The 18,287-nt window shown below is 62.3% G+C and carries 18 protein-coding genes; 8 read left to right on the forward strand and 10 right to left on the reverse strand.

All coding sequences use genetic code 11. The annotated features are described in order from the left end of the window. Positions 1 to 303: 303 nt before the first annotated feature. Both B015_RS0114270 and B015_RS30890 read left to right on the forward strand, forming a co-directional pair. Positions 304 to 606: a hypothetical protein gene (locus B015_RS0114270; protein WP_157632740.1), complete on the forward strand. Its 303-nt coding sequence runs from the start codon at positions 304 to 306 to the stop codon at positions 604 to 606. Positions 607 to 761: 155 nt separating this feature from the next. After that, on the forward strand, positions 762 to 944 hold the full coding sequence (locus B015_RS30890) for a hypothetical protein (protein ID WP_018428390.1): 183 nt from the start codon (positions 762 to 764) through the stop codon (positions 942 to 944). 6 nt (positions 945 to 950) lie between these two features. Here the strand turns inward: B015_RS30890 and B015_RS0114285 are convergent, their stop codons facing one another. Both B015_RS0114285 and B015_RS0114290 read right to left on the reverse strand, forming a co-directional pair. Then, positions 951 to 1,277 (reverse strand): Dabb family protein, encoded by a 327-nt coding sequence (locus tag B015_RS0114285; RefSeq protein ID WP_018428391.1) that lies wholly within the window; start codon positions 1,275 to 1,277, stop codon positions 951 to 953. 117 nt (positions 1,278 to 1,394) lie between these two features. Further along, positions 1,395 to 2,294 carry a LysR substrate-binding domain-containing protein gene (locus B015_RS0114290; protein ID WP_018428392.1) on the reverse strand — a complete coding sequence of 300 codons (900 nt, stop codon included), beginning with the start codon at positions 2,292 to 2,294 and terminating at the stop codon, positions 1,395 to 1,397. Positions 2,295 to 2,531: 237 nt separating this feature from the next. Here B015_RS0114290 and B015_RS0114295 point away from each other — a divergent pair, with 237 nt between their 5' ends. From B015_RS0114295 to B015_RS0114305, 3 genes are all read left to right on the forward strand, one after another. Then, positions 2,532 to 2,711 (forward strand): hypothetical protein, encoded by a 180-nt coding sequence (locus tag B015_RS0114295; RefSeq protein WP_018428393.1) that lies wholly within the window; start codon positions 2,532 to 2,534, stop codon positions 2,709 to 2,711. Positions 2,712 to 2,911: 200 nt separating this feature from the next. Next, complete coding sequence (locus B015_RS33580) at positions 2,912 to 3,052, forward strand: hypothetical protein (RefSeq protein WP_018428394.1); 141 nt, start codon at positions 2,912 to 2,914, stop codon at positions 3,050 to 3,052. A 268-nt stretch (positions 3,053 to 3,320) separates the two neighbouring features. Next, the gene (locus B015_RS0114305; protein WP_018428395.1) at positions 3,321 to 4,322 is read left to right on the forward strand and encodes a GlxA family transcriptional regulator; all 1,002 of its coding nucleotides are present in this window, start codon (positions 3,321 to 3,323) and stop codon (positions 4,320 to 4,322) included. Positions 4,323 to 4,347: 25 nt separating this feature from the next. Here the strand turns inward: B015_RS0114305 and B015_RS0114310 are convergent, their stop codons facing one another. Then, positions 4,348 to 5,157 (reverse strand): DUF1194 domain-containing protein, encoded by an 810-nt coding sequence (locus B015_RS0114310; protein ID WP_245262323.1) that lies wholly within the window; start codon positions 5,155 to 5,157, stop codon positions 4,348 to 4,350. 160 nt (positions 5,158 to 5,317) lie between these two features. After that, positions 5,318 to 7,879 carry an FAD-dependent oxidoreductase gene (locus B015_RS0114315; protein ID WP_018428397.1) on the reverse strand — a complete coding sequence of 854 codons (2,562 nt, stop codon included), beginning with the start codon at positions 7,877 to 7,879 and terminating at the stop codon, positions 5,318 to 5,320. A 210-nt stretch (positions 7,880 to 8,089) separates the two neighbouring features. On the opposite strand from B015_RS0114315, the gene B015_RS0114320 reads away from it, so the two are divergent. From B015_RS0114320 to B015_RS0114330, 3 genes are all read left to right on the forward strand, one after another. Further along, positions 8,090 to 9,208, forward strand: coding sequence for a GNAT family N-acetyltransferase (locus B015_RS0114320; protein WP_157632741.1), 1,119 nt, complete (start codon positions 8,090 to 8,092; stop codon positions 9,206 to 9,208). A 19-nt stretch (positions 9,209 to 9,227) separates the two neighbouring features. Beyond that, entirely contained in the window at positions 9,228 to 10,112 is an 885-nt protein-coding gene (locus tag B015_RS0114325; RefSeq protein ID WP_018428399.1) for a hypothetical protein, read from the forward strand. Between the two features lie 86 nt (positions 10,113 to 10,198). Then, complete coding sequence (locus B015_RS0114330) at positions 10,199 to 11,941, forward strand: hypothetical protein (RefSeq protein ID WP_026227281.1); 1,743 nt, start codon at positions 10,199 to 10,201, stop codon at positions 11,939 to 11,941. Positions 11,942 to 12,005: 64 nt separating this feature from the next. On the opposite strand, the gene B015_RS0114335 is transcribed toward B015_RS0114330, so the two are convergent. The 6 genes from B015_RS0114335 to B015_RS0114360 form a co-directional block, all read right to left on the reverse strand. After that, positions 12,006 to 13,418 carry an aspartate aminotransferase family protein gene (locus tag B015_RS0114335; RefSeq protein WP_245262325.1) on the reverse strand — a complete coding sequence of 471 codons (1,413 nt, stop codon included), beginning with the start codon at positions 13,416 to 13,418 and terminating at the stop codon, positions 12,006 to 12,008. A 71-nt stretch (positions 13,419 to 13,489) separates the two neighbouring features. Further along, positions 13,490 to 14,494, reverse strand: coding sequence for an NAD(P)-dependent oxidoreductase (locus tag B015_RS0114340; RefSeq protein ID WP_018428402.1), 1,005 nt, complete (start codon positions 14,492 to 14,494; stop codon positions 13,490 to 13,492). Beyond that, positions 14,491 to 14,922: an EamA family transporter gene (locus B015_RS0114345; RefSeq protein WP_018428403.1), complete on the reverse strand. Its 432-nt coding sequence runs from the start codon at positions 14,920 to 14,922 to the stop codon at positions 14,491 to 14,493. The genes B015_RS0114340 and B015_RS0114345 overlap by 4 nt, the downstream gene beginning before the upstream one ends. A gap of 95 nt (positions 14,923 to 15,017) precedes the next feature. Next, positions 15,018 to 16,364 (reverse strand): FAD-binding oxidoreductase, encoded by a 1,347-nt coding sequence (locus B015_RS0114350; protein WP_026227283.1) that lies wholly within the window; start codon positions 16,362 to 16,364, stop codon positions 15,018 to 15,020. After that, a complete protein-coding gene (locus B015_RS0114355; protein WP_026227284.1) occupies positions 16,361 to 17,800 on the reverse strand; it encodes a UbiA family prenyltransferase in 1,440 nt (479 codons plus the stop codon). Before B015_RS0114355 ends, B015_RS0114350 begins: the two co-directional genes overlap by 4 nt. A gap of 215 nt (positions 17,801 to 18,015) precedes the next feature. Next, positions 18,016 to 18,282: a hypothetical protein gene (locus B015_RS0114360; RefSeq protein ID WP_018428406.1), complete on the reverse strand. Its 267-nt coding sequence runs from the start codon at positions 18,280 to 18,282 to the stop codon at positions 18,016 to 18,018. Positions 18,283 to 18,287 lie beyond the last annotated feature (5 nt).

The following is an 18,287-nucleotide window of genomic DNA, read 5'->3' on the forward strand; positions in this document are numbered from 1 at the left end:
GGAAGGCGCGACGCGATGCCAGGTCGGTCCGCGATCTCAACAGCCTCCCGCCAGAGATTCAGAAGGACATCGGCTGGCCTGTCGAACAGGATATCAGGTCGAGAAAGCTCCGTTCGAGCATCTTCCCAGGGCACTGACAGAGCCTTGGCCAACGGGCGCGTGTTTCAGAGAAACACCCATTTTGAAACAGAAACGCGCCTTGACGATATCAAACTGAAACAAAACCGAATGTAAGATTGCATCGGCCGGCAGCGTATCCAGTCTCGCGTAGCGTTGCCGGCCCATCATTCCCAGGAGGCGTTCATGTCGATCATCGGTGAGTTCCATCAGTTCGGAGCCGTGCTTCGCAACGTCGGCCGCGACAGCCATGTCGAAAGGATGATGGACGGCCTGCCGCATGAGTTGCAGGTCGAACTCGGCTGGATCGACGGTCCCAATCCACACGGAACGGGCACGGCCGGACAGCTGCACAAATACGGGCGCGTGGCGCTGTTGATGAACAAGCTGCCGCTCGACATCCAGATCGAGCTGGGCTGGCCCGTGGGTCCGCTCGCCTCGATGAACAACGTCATTTCCTTCGACCGGCGGAAACTGCGCTGCGCATGACCTTCGCCGCAAAGGTCCGCATGCTTGACTTCCGTCGAAGCAGCGCCGGCCGGTCTGCCCTGGCCGACCGGCGACTGCTCAGCCTGCTCAAGACTTCACCTCAGTCACGCTGATCCCCCCGCTAAAGCGTCGGCGCCATCAAACTGGAAGGCACGATGCCTCTTTTCGACGACTTCAACCGCCTTGGCGCTCGCTACAGGCGGGCGCGAAGCGCACGCCGCACGGTGCGCATCATGAATGCGCTGCCACCGGAAATCCAACGCGACCTCGATTGGAACCCACCGCCATCGGTGATGGCCAAGGTGTTTCACTGGATGACGGGGGCCATGCGCCGCTGAACTGCCTCACTCGATCTTCATGTCGAAGCAGAACACGCCATCGAGCCCGCCATCGACAGCGGCCAGCAACCGCTCGATGATCGGCGGATGCTCGGGGTGCCTGGTGTAGGCGTCCTGGGCCTTGGCATCGCGAAAATCGAGAATGAAGCCTTCGTCGAACCCCCAGGCCAGGCGTTCGGCATTGACGTTGGCACCAAACGCAGCGCTCTCGAGACCGTCGATCTTCACCTGCAGGCCGCGCAACGCCGCATAGATCGAATCCCGTTCGGCCTGCGGCACCGCCGGCTGGAATTTGACGAACACGCAATGCCTGATCATCTCGCCACCGACCATCGCTGCCCTCTCAACTATAGGTATAGGGCACCTTGCGGCGGCGGCGAGCGGTACGAAGGACGGCGCGAAAATATCGCACCTTGCCCGGCAAGGTGCCGAGCCGAGAAGCTTGCGGCCTCAGAATTTGCCGGTGAGATTGAACGTCTCGAATGCAGCACGGATATGCTCGGCTGCAGCCTTGACCGGTGCGCTCGCCTCCGGCGCCACGATCATCGCCAGGCTGTAGTTGCCGATCTCCGGCATGCCGTCCTTGGATCCGAGTTCCACCATCTCGTGCCCGAGGAACGACTTTGGCAGCGGTGCGACCGCAAGGTCGGCGAGGATGGCCGCGCGCTGGCCGGCCGTATGCGCGCTCATATAGGCAACGCGATAGTTGCGGCCCTCACGCCCCAGCGCCTCGAGCGCCCCTGCCCGCCAGGCGCAGCCCTCTTCCCAGATCGACACCGGCAGCGGCTCGCGCATATGGGCACAACCACCCTTGGCGCCGGCCCAGACGATCGGCTCGGTCAGCAGCACTTCCGCGCCTGCTGCAACCGCCTTGCAGGAATTGGTGAGAAGCGTGATGTCGAGCGCCCGGTCGTCCATGCGGCGGCGCAGGTTGACGCTCTGGTCGATGATCACGTCGACAGCGATCGACGGGTGGGTCTCGGCAAAGCGCTTCAGCACATGCGGCAGCACGCGCTCGCCGAAATCGTCAGGCGAGCCCAGGCGGACGACGCCGACGATGTCGGGAATGATGAATTTCGACACTGCCTCGCGATTGATGGCCAGCATGCGCCGGGCATAACCGAGCAGCATCTCACCGTCAGTGGTCAGCGCCACCGAGCGCGCGTCGCGCAGGAAGACCGAGCGGCCGAGAATGTCCTCGAGCTTCTTGATCTGCATAGAGACGGCCGACGGGGTCCGGTACACCGCGTTCGCGGCGGTGGTGAAGCTGCCAGTTTCGGCAATCGCCACGAAGGTGCGCAGCACGTCGAGATCGAGCAGCGGCAGCGGATGGTTGAGTGGCGCGTTCATTAGATGGTCCTTCAATATTTCTGATCGAAGACATCATTTCATTTCGTTTGATTGAACATGATCCGTCAGCGATAGTCAACACCATCGAAGCGACGGCCATTGGCCCACCCAACGGTCCGCAACGACAATGCCCGGCAAAGAATGCGCGATCCGCGCAAACGGCAGAAACCACGCGGTGCCCACCGGGCGAGCACCTCAGGCCGGCCTTGAACCGGCTCGGCAGGAAAGGAAACCGCAATGTCTATTCTTTCGACGATCGGCCGCATCGCCACCGAGTTCAATGCGGCCCGCACCCGCTACCACACCGAACGCCAGATTCGCTCCTTGCCCTTCGAACTCCAGAAGGACATCGGCTGGCCGGAAACCTATGAATCGAAGACCGGCTACCGCGTTGGCCACGCCGGCGAAGCCATCTGAACAAGGTACGCCTGATCTGCCGGCCAACGAAAGATCAGGTTCCTTGAAGATGTCGCAAGCGGTGTCGCATTTACGGCGCACCGCTTCGCTTTCCCGCCATACCGCGCGCGATACAATCACTATATCCGCCTCACCAAACCGAGATGCCCCACTCCAGCGCGCGAAGGCACCCGTGTAACCCTGGTGCATGGAGACGTGTCATGAAGCTTTTCGCCCGCCTGTTCCGCATCCGCCGCGACGCCTCGCTGTCGACCGCCATGGAGCGCCAGCGCCTCGCCAGGACCATGCCTGGCCAGACCGCAGCCATCGCCGCCAACCGGCTTGGCATGCTCGTCGGCTGAGCCGGTTCGCGCTGGGCGTAGCCGTCCGGCGACGCGCACAGGACATGATCTGAGGTGGCCGCGCCTTCCGCTACGTGAAGGCGCGACCGCAGTGCCCTCGCAACTTCGGGCACCGTGGCGACACGCCCACCGACTGCCCTGACGGCAGCCATGTCGCAGACAAAATTTTAGCGACAGCTTCAACCCCATTGACAGCAAGGGAATTTGCTGTTGACGCTATGCTATTCGCGACATGGTCGTGTAGCTTCCTGGCTAGCGTGAGGGTTCCTTGAACGCCATCAGACATCCGATCAAAAGATCGCTTGTGTTCTTCCTTGTTCCCGATTTTACCATGGTCGCCTTTGCGACAGCCCTAGACCCGCTGCGCATCGCCAATCGCATGCTCGGCTACGAGGCCTACAAGTGGCGGCTGGCCAGCCTCGACGGCAAGGCCGTGCCTGCTTCCAACGGCGTCGAATGCGCCGTCAACACCTCGCTCGAGGACGAGCGCAAGAAGATGGCAGGGCCTGAGCGCCCGTCCATGGTCATCGTCTGCACCGGCATCAACGTCGAAACCTATTCCAACAAGTCGGTCTTTGCCTGGCTGCGGGAGGAATACAATCGCGGCGTCGCCGTCGGCGGCCTCTGCACCGGCGCCTATGTGCTGGCCAATGCCGGCCTGCTCTCCAACAAGCGTTGCGCCATCCATTGGGAAAACCTGCCGGGCTTCTCGGAAGCCTTCCCCAAGGCCAATGTCTATGCCGATCTCTTCGAGGTCGACCAGAACGTCTACACCTGCGCCGGCGGCACCGCCGCCCTCGACATGATGCTCAAGCTCATCGGCGACGATTTCGACGACAACCTCGTCAACCGCATCTGCGAGCAGGTGCTGACCGACCGGGTCCGCAGTCCCACCGACCGCCAGCGCCTGCCGCTCAGGGCACGTCTCGGCGTGCAGAACTCCAAGGTTTTGACCATCATCGAATTGATGGAGGCCAACCTTTCCGAGCCGCTGTCGCTGATCGAGATCGCCGACCATGTCGGCCTGTCCCGGCGCCAGATCGAGCGCCTGTTCCGCACCGAGATGGGCCGCTCCCCTGCCCGCTATTATCTCGAGATCAGGCTCGACCGCGCCCGGCACCTGCTGATCCAGTCGTCGATGCCGGTGGTCGAGGTGGCAGTCGCCTGCGGTTTCGTCTCGGCGTCGCACTTCTCCAAGTGCTATCGCGAGCTTTATGCCCGCTCGCCGCAGCAGGAACGTGTCGACCGCAAGCAGCTGATCGCTGCCTGAGTGACGTTACCAGTGGCAGGATCGATCAGCGATCCTGCCACATCCACGAGCGGTCTCGCCACAGCTTCTCGCCCACCAGGCAGTCGAATTTGGGCTTTGCCTGGGCAAGCACGACAGGTGGATGGGCAGCCTCTTCCGCGGCTCTCAACGACGACGCAGGTCCGGCCAGCTCCATCACCAGCTTGCGACGGATCGCCTCCGGGAATTGCGACCAGTCGTTGACCGGGATCATGAACGCACCCGGCCCGCCGATGACGCAGTCGGCATAATAGCGGTCGAGTTCGGCAACATCGTAGGCGCTGCCGAAGCTGCTGTTGGTCATCAGCGGCAGCCCGTTGATGACGATGCCCTGCGCCACCAGGCCGTCGCGGATCAACTCGACGGGTGCGCCCTGGTTGTTGGGGCCGTCGCCGGAGATGTCGATCACCCGCTTCATGCCGCGATAGCCGCTCTCGGCAAACAGGTCGCCGCCGAATTCGAGCGCCGCCGAAATAGACGTGCGACGGGCGCTGTTCGGCGGGTTCGCAGTGAGTTGCTGCACCACCCGTTCGGCATCGGCGCGATTGGCGATGATCGTCCACGGCACGACAACCACCTGCGAGGTGGTGCCCGCCCATTCGACATAGGTCACCGCAATCTTGCCGTAGGCGCCCTCGGCAATGGCGTCCAGCACATGCTTGTGCGTCAGCGCGGCAGCATAGCCATGGCGCTGGATCTCGAGTTCGTCGGGCGACATGGAAAGCGAAACGTCGACGGCAAGCACGAGCTCGACATCGACCTGGTCTGCCGCGCGGGCCTGATCTGCCACGCGGGATTGAGGCACCAGCCCAAGCATCAGCGCCAAGGTGGCGCCGCCTGCAAGAAGAGCTTTGGCCGCAGCAGACATTACCGGAGCGTAAGCGAGAATCGCCCGTGCCAAAAGAAAAGCCCGGCAAAAAAGCCGGGCTCTTCATTCACATTTTTGCGAAGTTCGATCGTTCTACTTGGCCACGCCATTAGCTGCGCGGCTTGAGGTTCTCCGGGTCGTAGAGCGGCTTGTAGCCGACGCCTGCGACCTCGACCGGATAGGTCTCGCCGAAATACTCGACATTGAGCTTGCGGCCCTCCTGGGCGTAGGCGTGCGGCAGGTAGGCCAGCGCGATGTTCTTGCCGATGGTCGGGCCGAAAGCGATCGAGGTCGTGTAGGAGCGACGGCCGAGTTCGTCGATGAGCACGGCACCCGTCTCCGGGTCCATGACCGGCAACGTGCCGACAGGATAGCGCTTGATGCCTGATTTGTCGGTGTTTTCGGTCATGACCAGCGTGCACAGCATGGCGGGCTGGTGGGGCCTGGTCTTATACTCCAGGTGCTTGGCCTTGCCGCGGAAATCGGCGTCCTTGACCTTTGGACGGGCAAGGTCGGCTTCGATCAGGTTGTACTGGGTGAGAAGGTCGGCGTTCTGCAAACGCAGGCTCTTTTCCATGCGCCGCGAATTGGCGTAGGTCTCGACGCCGAAGGCCATGACGCCAGTCGAGCGCAATGCGTCCCAGACGGCCAGGCCGTCCTCGTACTTCATGTGAAGTTCCCAGCCCTGCTCGCCGACATAGGAGATGCGGAAGGCAGTGACCGGCTTGCCGGCGATCTCGATCTGCTTGATCGCGGCGAAGGCGAAGTTTTCCTGGTCGAGACCGGCAGGATCGGCAACCACCTTCTTCAGCGTCTCGCGGGCATTCGGGCCCCAGATGCCGATGGTGATGAACTTTTCCGAGGTGTCGGTAATGGTGACGTCAAGGCCACGATCCTCGGCAACGCGCTTCATGTAGTGGAAGTCGCGCGGGCCGGCGTCGGCACCATTCACCAGGCGACAGCGATCGGCCATGCGGAAGACGGTGAAGTCGGCGCGCACCATGCCCTCGTCATCGAGGAAGTGGGTGTATACGCCCTTGCCGACATTGCCGTCGCCGCCGATCTTGGCGGCGCAGAGCCATTCCAAGAGCTCGACATGGTCAGGGCCTTCGATGTCGACCATGTGGAAATGGCTGAGATTGACGATGCCGCAATCCTCGCTCATCGCCAGATGCTCGGCGTTGGAAACGCGCCAGAAATGCCTGGAGTCCCACTCGTTTTCACGAACCGGCACGCGGTTGCCGTACTTTTCCAGCAGGTGCTCATTGGCCTTGTAGCCATGCGCACGCTCCCAGCCGCCGAGCTCCATGAAATAGCCGCCAAGTTCCTTTTCGCGCTCATGGAACGGCGAACGCTTGACGTTGCGGCCGGTGGCATAGGGTTCGCGAGTGTGCACGGCCGGGAAGTAGATCTTCTGGGCCGCCTCGAAGGTGCGGCCTTCGATGAACTTCTCTTCCAGCTGATGTGGGTAGAAGCGCGCATAGTCGATCGAGTTGTGGTCGATCTCGGTGCGGCCGTCGGTCATCCAGTCGGCGATCAGCTTGCCGTAGCCGGGGCCGTCCTTGACCCAGATGGCGACGCAGTACCAGAGACCGCGCACCTTCTGGCTCTCGCCGCAGGAGGGACCGCCGGCGGCAGAAACCTGAAGCAGGCCGTTGAAGGAGTGGCTTTCGTTGTAGCCGATCTCGCCGAGGATCGGCGTCAGCTCCATGGCGCGCTCGAGCGGCTCCATGATCTGTTCCATGTCGAGGTCGCGTTGCGACGGCGACAGGCGCGCCTCGTGCTTTTCGAGGATGTCGCGCGGGTGGCAGAGGCGCGGATTGGTGGTCTCGTAGTAGCCCCACTCGATCTGGCCACCCTCCGTCGTCTTGGGGTCGCCGGTGTCGCGCATATAGGCGGAATTGCCCTGGTCGCGCAGCAGCGGGAAGCCGATCTCCTTGCCGGTGCCTTCGAACTCGTTGTACGGGCCGAAGAAGGTGAGCGGATGGTCGACAGGCATGACCGGCAGGTCCTCGCCGACCATTTCGGCGATCAGGCGGCCCCAGATGCCGGCGCAGACGATGACATGGTCCGCCATGATGGTGCCGCGATGGGTGACGACGCCCTTGATGCGCCCCTTCTCGACGATGAGCGACGTCGCCGGCGTGTTGCCGAAGACCTTGAGCTTGCCGGACTTTTCGGCGGCATCGACAAGCTTGCCCGCAACCGTCTGCGAGCGCGGGATGACGAGGCCGGCGTCGGGATCGAACATACCGCCCATGACCTGATCTTCCTCGATCAGCGGGAACATTTCCTTGATCTCGGAGGGCGAGACATAATGCGCACGCGTACCGAACGCCTTGGCGGAAGAAAGCTTGCGCTTGATCTCCTCCATCCAGGTATCGTCGCCGGTGCGCGCGACCTCGAGGCCGCCGATGCGGGCGTAGTGACCCATCTTCTCGTAGAAATCGATGGAATACTGGGTCGTCCAGACGCTGAGATAATCGTGGCTGGTCGTGTAGCAGAAGTCCGACGCATGCGCCGTCGAGCCGATATCGGTGGGCACGCCCGACTTGTCGATGCCGACGATGTCGTCCCAGCCACGCTCGATCAGATGATGAGCGATGGAAGCGCCCACGATACCGCCAAGCCCGATGATGACGACCTTCGCCTTGTTCGGAAACTCTGCCATTTCCCACGACTCCGAGATGATATTGCGCGCACACTATAGTGCGCATCAGGGCGAGTGCAGCCTGTTTGCGACATTGCCACAAGGCCGCGCGACCTCGAATAAATTGCCGACGCGCAACTTCCTGAAAAACGTGTCCGCGCCGTTAACTGCACGTTTGTAGTGCATTTGCTAACAAACGCGCACAAAGGGGCGGGGTGTGAATTGCAGAACGTGGCTGAAGCCCACAATGTTGGGCCGATAAAGGACAGGCTGCGCGAAATTGTCGTCGGCCAGGAGCCCAGTTTCGACTTCGGCGCGGCCGAATATGCAAACCTGTTTGCGTCGTCCGGCACGACGGCGTTCCAGCACCCGACCTGGCTGGACGCCTTCTACGGCAGGCTTTGTCCGTATCGCGGCGCCGAGAAGATCGTGGTCACGGCACGCTCGGCTGCGACCGGTGCGCTGCTCCTTGTCCTGCCTCTGATCCGCAGGCGTCACTCGGGCGTCGTCCTGCTCGAAAGCTGCGACCTTGGCGTCAGCGACTACGCTGCACCGGTGGCGACGTCTGCATTGATGGCCTACGTTTCGCTGAAGCCGGCGATCGCAGCCGCACTTCCCGCCTTCGACCTGATGCGGATACGTCCGATCCGCCAGGAACATGTCGGACAATGGACGTCCCTGCTTGGCGGGCAGGCGCAGCCACTCGGCTTTTCCGCGCACGCCGCAGAACTGGGTCCGAGTTTCACCGTCTGGCGGGAGAATGCGCTCGACGACAGCTTTCGCCGCATGCTCGACCGCAAGAAGAGGCGCTTCCTGAAACAGCCCGGCGCCAAGGTGAGGCGCCTCGACGAGCCGGACGCCGTCCGCAACGCCATGACCCAGCTTGCCCGCCTGCGTAGCGGACGCTTCGCCGGCGACATGATCCAGACGGCGGAAGTCGAAGCCTTCTACACCGAGGTCGCGGCCGCTGGGCTGGCCGACCGCTACGCCAGCCTCTATGAGATCGCGACCGACGACGGCGGCTTCGGCTATGCCTTCGGCATCGCCCATGCGGGGCGTTTCAACTACCTGCTCATCGGCTGCGACTATGCCGGCCAGGGACGGAATTCGCCTGGTTTGATCCTCTATGACCAGATGATCGAGGACTGGATCGCAAGGGGCGGGAAAATCTACGATTTCACCATCGGCGATGAACCGTTCAAAAGGCAGTTTGGCACGCGCCCGACCGAAATGTGGACGGTGACCGCGAACGCCACCTGGCGCGGCAGGCTGGCGGCGTCGGGTTTTGCCCTGCGCGAACGCATCCGCGCCTGGCGCGACCGCAGCGACGCTCCGGATACTTCAGAATAGCAGGGTATTGGGGGGACTTATGCAGCAGGATTTTCTTGAGAATTCGATGATTGTCGGCGCGCATCCCGACGACGAGTTGCTGTGGTTCAACTCGATCCTCAAGGATGTAGACGAGGTCGTCATCGTCTACCGCGAGTTCTGGGCCCAGCCCGGGCTCGGCACCGCCCGCAGTGCTGCAATCGCCGAGTTCCCGCACGCCAACGTCACCTGCCTCGACATCGACGAGTCGGGCGCCTATGGCTGCGCCAACTGGGCCGCCCCCGTCCTGACCGACTACGGCATCGGCTTCAGCCTCGAAGCCAATCGCCGCGAGATGACGCGGCTGGCGCGCAAGTCGGTCGGCGCGCTCCCGGCCGTCAAGCTCCAGCGCGTCGCCACCGCCAGCGTCGCGGCCGCCTACGAGGCCAACTTCAGGCTGCTGTGCGAGCGCCTGGAACCGCGCCTCAGGCCCGATATGAACGTCTTCACCCACAATCCCTGGGGCGAGTATGGTCACGAAGAGCATATCCAGGTGTTCCGGGCGTTGAGCCTTTTGCGCGACAAGATCGGCTTCAAGCTGTGGATGTCGAACTATTGCACGGAGCGCGCCTTGCCGCTGGCGATGCGCCATTTCGCTGCGGCCCCCGGCCCCTACATCAGGTTGCCCACCAACAAGGCCTATGCCGAGCAGGTCGCCAACGTCTACCGCAAGCACAAGTGCTGGACCTGGGCCGACGATTGGGCCTGGTTCGACGAGGAGTGCTTCATGGAGGCACCGCGGCAGTCGGTCCAGACCACGGCGCACCACCACCTCTTTCCGCTCAATTTCTTCACCATCGACGGCATCGAGCGTTCGAAGAACTGGTTGCCCCTGGCCGTCGGCATGTCGGCCGCCCTCGCCTTCACCCTCGCCGAGGCCATCTAGGACAGCGGCCACTTAACGCTTTCCTCGCCAATTGCCTGCTATTTGCTAGGCAATTGGCCTTCCTGCGGCACAGGCAGCAGATGAACATGACATTTTCCGCATCCGAGGCATCCAGGCAGGGCGGCTTCGCCGCGGCCATCAAAAGCCCGCTGTTCCTGCTAGGGCTGGCGCTTGTTGCTGTCTGCGTGTTGCTGGCGCTGCCGCTGGCCGCCCCCATCGGCCCGATGTACTGGGATGTCTTCATCTATTACGACGCGGCCAACCGCATCTTCGACGGCCAGGTGCCTGCCAACGACTTCTTCACGCCGGTCGGGCCGCTTGGCTACTACCTCTTTGCCGGTTGGCTGTGGCTCTTTCCGAACGCCCAGCCGACGCTGATCGCGCACTGGTCGCTGCTTGCCGCCACAGCACCTTTGATGGCGCTGGTGCTGTGGGATGTCGGCAAGCGCTCGCGCGGCCTGGGCTTTGCCCTGCTCGTACCATTCCTGGTCTTTGCGCTGCTGCCGTTCAACACGCGCGAGTTTTACCCCTTCCCGGGATCCGACGCCTTCGGCATCTACAACAGGCAGGTCTGCCAGGTTCTGTATGTGCTGGTCGCGGCACTCGTGTTCGTGTGCAACAGGCAGCTGCTCGTCATCCTCATAACCTTGTCGATGACGGCCCTGTTCTTCCTCAAGATCACCGGCTTTGCCGCCGGCGGCGTCATTGCCCTCTACGCCTTTCTGGCTGGACGGGTGCAGTTCAGGCATGCGGTTGCTTCGGCCTTGGCGTTCCTTGCAGTCATCGGCGCCCTGCAACTCTACAATGGCATCGTTGGCACCTATCTGGCCGACATCCTGCGCCTGGTGGACAAGAACGCCGGTACGCTGCTGCCCCGCTTCCTGCAGGCAGCCTCCATCAACTTCGGCGCGGTCCTTGCCACCACATCGCTGGCATTGCTGCTGCTGTGGTCGGATCGTCGCGAAATCGCCGCCCAGTTCGCGGCCCAGCGCGAGACCTCGACCATCAGCGCGCTATCGGACCTGCTCGATCATCATGGCTTCTGGCTGCTGGCGGTGCTGTTTGCAGGCATCCTGTTCGAGACCCAGAATACCGGCAGCCAGGCCTTCATCTTCCTCTGGCCTGCCGTGCTCGCGGCACTGGCGGCACGCATCCGGCCAGGCGCAGGCTCGCCGCTCCGCCTTGGCATCGTCGTGCTGGCTGCGGCCACCATTGTGCCAGCCGTGCTCGGCGTCACGGAAAGAGCCGCGCGGGCCTACATCGGCGCGGTCAAGAACGAGCGATTGAAGCAGCGCAATCTCGGCCCGCTTGGTGCTGTCAACATGCGCAGCGAGGTCGCGGTTCGCGTCGACCACATGCAGCGCTTCTATCCGGCACACCGCTCGCTCTACGAAGACCTGACGGCGGCCGACGAACTCGCGACGCCGATGCTCTATTCCGACTACGACTTCCAGATCGGCTATCTGATCTCGGTCGACGACGCCATCGATGCGATCCGCGAGCTCGAAAGCGACAAGGGCGTCCATTTCGAAACGCTGATGTCGCTGAACTTCGTCAATCCCTTCCCATGGCTGATGAACCGCTCGGCACCCTTGCAGATCGCCATCGGCGCCGACCCGATGCGCGCCGTACCTGATCTGACGCTGGATGAAACCAAGGCTGTGTCCGAGACAGACCTCGTGCTCTTGCCGACCTGCCCGCCGACCACGGCCAACGCCATGCTTTACGATCATTACAAGGATGCGCTGACCCAGCATCGCCGCATCCGGCTCGACGATTGCTACGACGCCTTCGTCAATCCCAAATTCCTCGGCGCTCTCGACAAGTAAGGCCCCGAAAACAAGAAAGCCGGGGTGTGAGCCCCGGCTTTCGGCTGTCGTCATCTGGCTCGGGTCACTTGACCTGGCTCTTCACGAAATCCTTGACGATCGAAACGATGCCGCGGCCGAGCAGGTCGTCGAGCGCGGCAATCAGCACGTCGACGTCGGCGGGGCTGCACACCAGTGGCGGCAGCAGGCGCACGACATTGCGATTGTATTCGGTGAAGGCCACCAGCACGTCGTAATCGCGCAGCAAAAGCGCACCGACAAAGCCCGACAGCGAGCCCTTGAGCTTGTCATCGAGCATGCTCACGACAGGACGCAGAACCATCGGCAGCGTCTGCGAGAAGTCGTGGAACTCGAGCCCGACCATCAGGCCCTTGCCGCGTACGTCCTTGATGATCTTGGGATACTTCGCCTGAAGCTCCTGCAGGCGCGCCAGCAGGTAGTCGCCGGTGCTCGCCGAATTCTCGATCAGATGCTCGTCATAGAGCACATTCAGGGTTTCGATGGCCGTGATGCAGCCTTCGCCGATTCCGCCGAAGGTCGCCATGGCATGGATCATCGCCGTCTTGGGCGTGCCATAGGCCTTCATGTAGACGTCCCGGCGGGCGATCATCGCCGCCATCGCCGCCTTGCCGCCGCCGAGCGACTTGGCGACCGCAGTGATGTCGGGCACGACACCATAATGCTCGAAGGCATAGAAGCGCCCCGAACGACCGACGCCGCACTGCACCTCGTCGGCGACCCAGATCACGCTGTACTTGTCGCACAGCGCGCGAAGCTTCTGCCAATATTCTGATGGAGCCTGGTTGATGCCGCCGCCGCCCTGGATGGTCTCCAGCACGATCGCGCCGATTGCCGGATCCGAGCGGAACAGGCGCTCGACCGCATCGATATCGCCGAACGGCACGCGCGCGGTGTTGTCGGTCAGCTTGAATTCGCCGCGATAGAGTGCGCCGTCCGTGATCGTCAGCACGCCCTTGGTCTTTCCGTGGAAGGAATTCTCGGCATAGACGATCTTCGGACGTGCCGGCCCGGCCGCGCGCTCGGCCAGCTTGACCGCTGCCTCCATCGCCTCCGAACCGGATGAGCCGAAAAACACCATGTCGAGATCGCCCGGCGAAATCTGCGCCAGATTGTAGGCCAGCGCCGAGGCATATTGCGACATGAAGGCGATGCCGATCTCGTGGCGCTTCTCGTCCTGGAAGCGCTTGCGCGCCTCGATGACGCGCGGATGGTTGTGACCGAGCGCAAGCGAGCCGAAACCGCCGAAGAAGTCGAGGATCTTGCGGCCGTTCTGGTCGACATAGTGCATGCCTTCGGCACGCTCGATCTTGATCTTGTGGAAGCCGAGCAGCTTCATGAAATGCAACTGGCCCGGGTTCAGATGCGCCTTGAACAGGTCCGTCATCTTGACGACGTCGAGCGCCTTGGCGTCCTCGACCGTCATCAGCTTCGGCTTGGCGAGCGCGGCTATCGGCATGGCCGGAGCCACTGCCACGGCATGGGAATGGGCTGTATCCGGCGTGGTGTTGAGCGTCATGACATCTTTCCCTATTCGGCCGGGGCGGGCTGCGGAGCGACGACGCCGTCCATCTTGGCGCGATATTCCTTGTAGGCGGCGATCAGCATGTCCTCGTCGCGATATTTCGGCACCCAGCCGAGCTGGCGCTCGCCCTTGGTGACATCGAGAACGCACTCTTCGTCGGCGATGAGATACTGCTCGGGATCCATGATCGGCATGTTCATCAGGTCGAGCAGGTCGAGCGTACGCTTGACCGCCCATCCCGGCGTCGGGATGAGGATGGATTTCGACCCGGCCGACTTGATGAGATCTCCGAGAAGCTTGCGCACCGGCGGCGGGTTGAGCGAACCGAGATTGTAGGCTTCGTTCGGCACGCCTGCCTTCCAGGCGAGACGCGCAGCCTCGGCGCAGTCGAACACCGAGATGAACTGGTAGGGGTTCTTGCCCGAGCCGATCATCGGCACAGGCAAATTCATGTCGATGAGCTTGAACAGCTTGGACAGGATGCCGAGACGACCGGGCCCGATGATCAGGCGCGGGCGAAACAGCGAAATGCGCATGCCGCGCTCGCGCCACACTGCCGACAGTTCTTCCGTCTTCCACTTGGACAGGCCGTATTCGCCGAGCGGCGACACCGGATGATCCTCGGTCATCGGATAGGTCACCGTATGGCCGTAGATCATGTCGGTGGTGAAATGCACCAGCTTCGACGCACCGGCCTGGTCCATAGCCTTGATGATGTTCTCGGTACCGAAGTAATTGACCGGGAAGAAGAAGTCGTGCCGCTTGGCCCTGACCTGGATCGGCGACAGCATCTTGGCCGACAGATTGTAGATCATGTCGTCGGGCGCGATGCCGACCGCAGCGATGGCCGCAGGATCGGTCACGTCACACTGGACGAAACGCGCGTTGCGGTAATGCGGCAGGTCGCTCTTGACGATGTCGGCGACGATCACCTCGTCGCCATCGGCAACAAGCTTGGGGGCAAGATGACGACCGACGAAGCCGTCGCCTCCGAAAATGACGTGTCTCATCGCACCAACTCGCTTGTCTTTGTGGTTTCGGCAGCCGCCGTGACCTGTTCGCCATGCTCCCGCCCGCTCTGCGCAATCAGCACCGTGCCGACGCAGATGAAGGCGATGCCGGCGATGCGCCAGGCGTTCAGGTCTTCGCGGAAGACGAAGTAGGCAAACACCGCAACCGCGACATAGGCCAGGCTGAGGAACGGATAGGCAAAGCTGAGTTCGACCTTCGACAGCACATAGAGATGCGAGGCCATCGAGATGACGAAGGTCAGCAAGCCGGCGAACACCCAGGGGCTGAAAACGATCTGGAGCAAGCGAACCAGCGGATTCGCGCCCTCGAACGAAATCGGGCCAAGCACCATCATGCCCTGCTTGAGCATAAGCTGGGCAGCAGCATTGGTCATGACCGTGAAAAGGATAAATGGCAGATATTTCATTTATTTGTCCGTCCTTTTCGAGAACCTAGCGGCAAGCCACTTATATTCAGTGAAATCTTCCCGAAAATTTTAGCTTTCACTTGGCCGCAGCACCGTTACTCTGCCGCCTGGGCCATCCGTCCTGACTTCAATCGACCCGCCGTCCGCATCCAGAAGTCCGACATGAAGGCGGGGTCGCGCATCGATTCCAGCTGCGCCCAATCAGGAAAGGAGGCGGCGAAGGTCACTTCCGACATCCGGGCATCCTTGTAGGGATTGACCGCGCCGCCTGCCCCGATCGTGATCCGGTCCAGTTCGGCCAGCAGAGCAAGCGTTGCTGCACCGCGATTGGGAAAATCCAGCGTCAGCGTGTAGCCCTTGCGGGCGAACGACATCAGCCCCGGCGAGCGTTGCCCGCCAAATCGCTTCAGCACTGTCAGGAAAGAGCCCTGCCCCGATCGCCGCGCAGCCTCGAGCAATTCAGGCACGGCCTTGTGGGCCGCCTCTTCCGGGAGGACGCTCTGGTGCTGATAAAGCCCGTTCGGACCATAAAGCCGGTTCCAGTCGCGGACGCCGTCCAGCGGAAAAAAGAACGTCCGATAACTGGACAGGCTTTCGCCAGCGCGGCCGCGCCGCCAGCGATAGGCGCTGTTGAACAGCCTGAGAAACGGCCGGTTCAGAACCGTCACCGGCGGCTGGAACGGCACCGACAGCTTTGCCGGCGCGCGGTCGGCGGTGCGGGCGCCGAACTGAGCGTGGTTGCCGGCGAGCAGCAGCCCTCGTCCGGCATTTTTGCCGCCGGCCAGCTGGTCGATCCAGGCCACTGCATATTCATTGTCGCGGTCAGTGGCTTCAGCCAGGTCGAAATACTCCTGGAGATTGGCGAAGGGCCGCACGGTTTCGGTGATGTCGAGGGAGGCAACCCGCATCAGCCTCATCGTCACCGTCAGGATAATGCCTGTCAGTCCCATGCCGCCAACGGTAGCCCTGAATAGAGACGCATTTTCAGATGGAGAGCAGACATGGGTTCGGCCGGCGGAGCGCAACAGCGTCAGCCGTTCGACATGGCAGCCGAAGCTGCCGCGGCGATGATGGTTCTTGCCGTGCACGTCATTGGCGACAGCGCCGCCAAGCGTGACGAATTGCGTTCCGGGAACGACAGCCGGAAAGAAGCCATGCGGCGCCGCAAAGGCGATGATGTCGGCCAGAAGCGCTCCCGCCTCAGCCTCGAGTAGCCCCGTTTCGGCATTGAACGACAGGATCTTGTTGCGCGGGCGCATGTCGACGATTGCGCCAGCGCGGTTCTGGCAGCTGTCGCCGTAGCTCCGGCCATTGCCATAGGCAAGCAAAGCCCCCGGCCCCGCCGAACCGCTCATCAGCATCCGTGTCGCGGCGGCGAGCTCGTGCACCTCCCTGGTAGCCGGTACGGTTCGCCCGAAGCTCTGATAGCTCGGTGAATTCATTGGACCAGACCCGCGCCCACCAGCAAGACAGCACCGACGAACACCATGATCTGGCTGCGCCAATCCCGGATGATGAAGACCACAGGGTCTTCATGCAGCTCGTCGCGGCGTGCCAAAAGCCAGATGCGCATGGTCAGATAGAGCACGATCGGCGCCAGCGGCCAGACCAGCCAAGGGTGGGGATAAAGTTCGCGCACAGCGCTGCTGTCGATGTACAGCGCCAGAACCAGCGCCGCCGCGAAGGCGGAAGCCATACCGGCCTGGGCGATCATCTCCTGGTCTTCCGAGCGGTAGGCGCGGCCTGCGATGTTCTCGCCGACATTCAGCGACGACGTGCGCAGTTCGACATAACGCTTCACCAGTGCCAGCGACAGGAAGAAGAAGATCGAAAACGCCAGCAGCCAGAACGAGACATCGACGCCGGTTGCCGCCGCCCCACCGAGGATACGCAGCGTGTAGAGCCCTGCCAGCACCAGCACGTCCATCAGCAGCATGCGCTTGATCGACAGCGAGTAGGCGGTGGTTGCGACGAGGTAGACCAGAAGCACGCCCACGAATTCGATCGATGTGCATACAGCGACTGAAAGGCTGACGACGAGCAACATCGTGGTCGCGACCAGCCCGAAGGGCACCGAAAGCCTGCCGCTCGCGAAGGGTCGCAGGCGCTTGGTGGGATGTGCCCGGTCCTGTGCCAGGTCGAAGAAGTCGTTGATGATGTAGATCGCCGATGCCGCTGCGCTGAACGAGATGAAGGCCAGCAGGGTCTGGATGAGCATCTCCAGGTTGAAATATTTGTGTGCCAGCACGACTGGTACGGCAATCAGCGAGTTCTTCAGCCATTGGTGGACCCGGAGCATCTTGATGATGCTGCGGAGGTCGGGATCCTGGGCGGGAATGAGTTCGCAGGCGTGCTGCGACTGCCAGCGCCGTGCAGCCCGGTCGGGCGCGACGACAATTGCCTGACGCGCGGCATCGAACACCTTCAGGTCGTGGCGGCTGTTGCCGGCATAGTCGAAGCCGCCATCGCCATAGGCGTCGACCAACGCCTTGCGCTTGCGCTCCGCCGTCAGGTTTTCCTCGCCATCCGTGGCCAATACGGCATCGAACAGGTCGAGATGACGGGCGATCTCCTCGGCAAACTTGCGCGGCGTCCCGGTGGCCAGCACCAACTGCCGGCCCTCCCCCTGCTCCTTGCGCAGCAGCTTCAGCATTTCGGGACGATAAGGCAGTGTCGCAGGATCGATGTCGACAGTCTTGGCGATGGCCTGCTTGAGATATGCCGGGCCCTTGAGAAGCCAGATGGGTATCAGGAAGATGTTCAGAGGGTTCTTCTTGAGAAGCGCAAAAAGGCCTTCCCACAGAAGGTCCGTAGCAATCAGCGTACCGTCGAGATCCACCGCAAGCGGTATCGCCCTGTTTTCCGATCGTACGTCCATCTGACTGCTGCCCTGCCCTTGTCGGAGGGCAAGACCTCCGGACCCAAGCGCCGCTATAACGAACAGGAGCATTCCACCTGGTTAAATTGGCGGCAGCTTGGCATGCCAGCGCAAAGCATTTTGAAAGTCATGCTTAAGCGGATATTATCGTGATGCAAAAAAGGCCGGACAGAAGTCCGGCCTTTGCCAATTGTCAGGCGTGCTGCACGCCAAACTTACTTGATGCGGGCGACGCCGCCCGAGATTTCGACCGTCTCGCTGCCTGTCAGCGCTTCACGGTCGCCATTCGGCATGGTGACGAAGCAGCCGTTCGAGCAGAACTCGACCGTCTCGCCGGCGGCGAGAGCCAGTTCAGACTTCGAGCCACCTTCGGTCACGATCAGCGTCCGCGGCTCAGTATCAAGGTTTACCGCGCTCGCGGCATGCGCCGCGCCCGACATGGCCAGGAAGAGCGCGCCTGCAGCGACAAGAAACCTGTTCATTTCAT

Source organism: Hoeflea sp. 108, from assembly GCF_000372965.1.
In the GTDB taxonomy this organism is placed as follows: Bacteria; Pseudomonadota; Alphaproteobacteria; order Rhizobiales; family Rhizobiaceae; genus Aminobacter.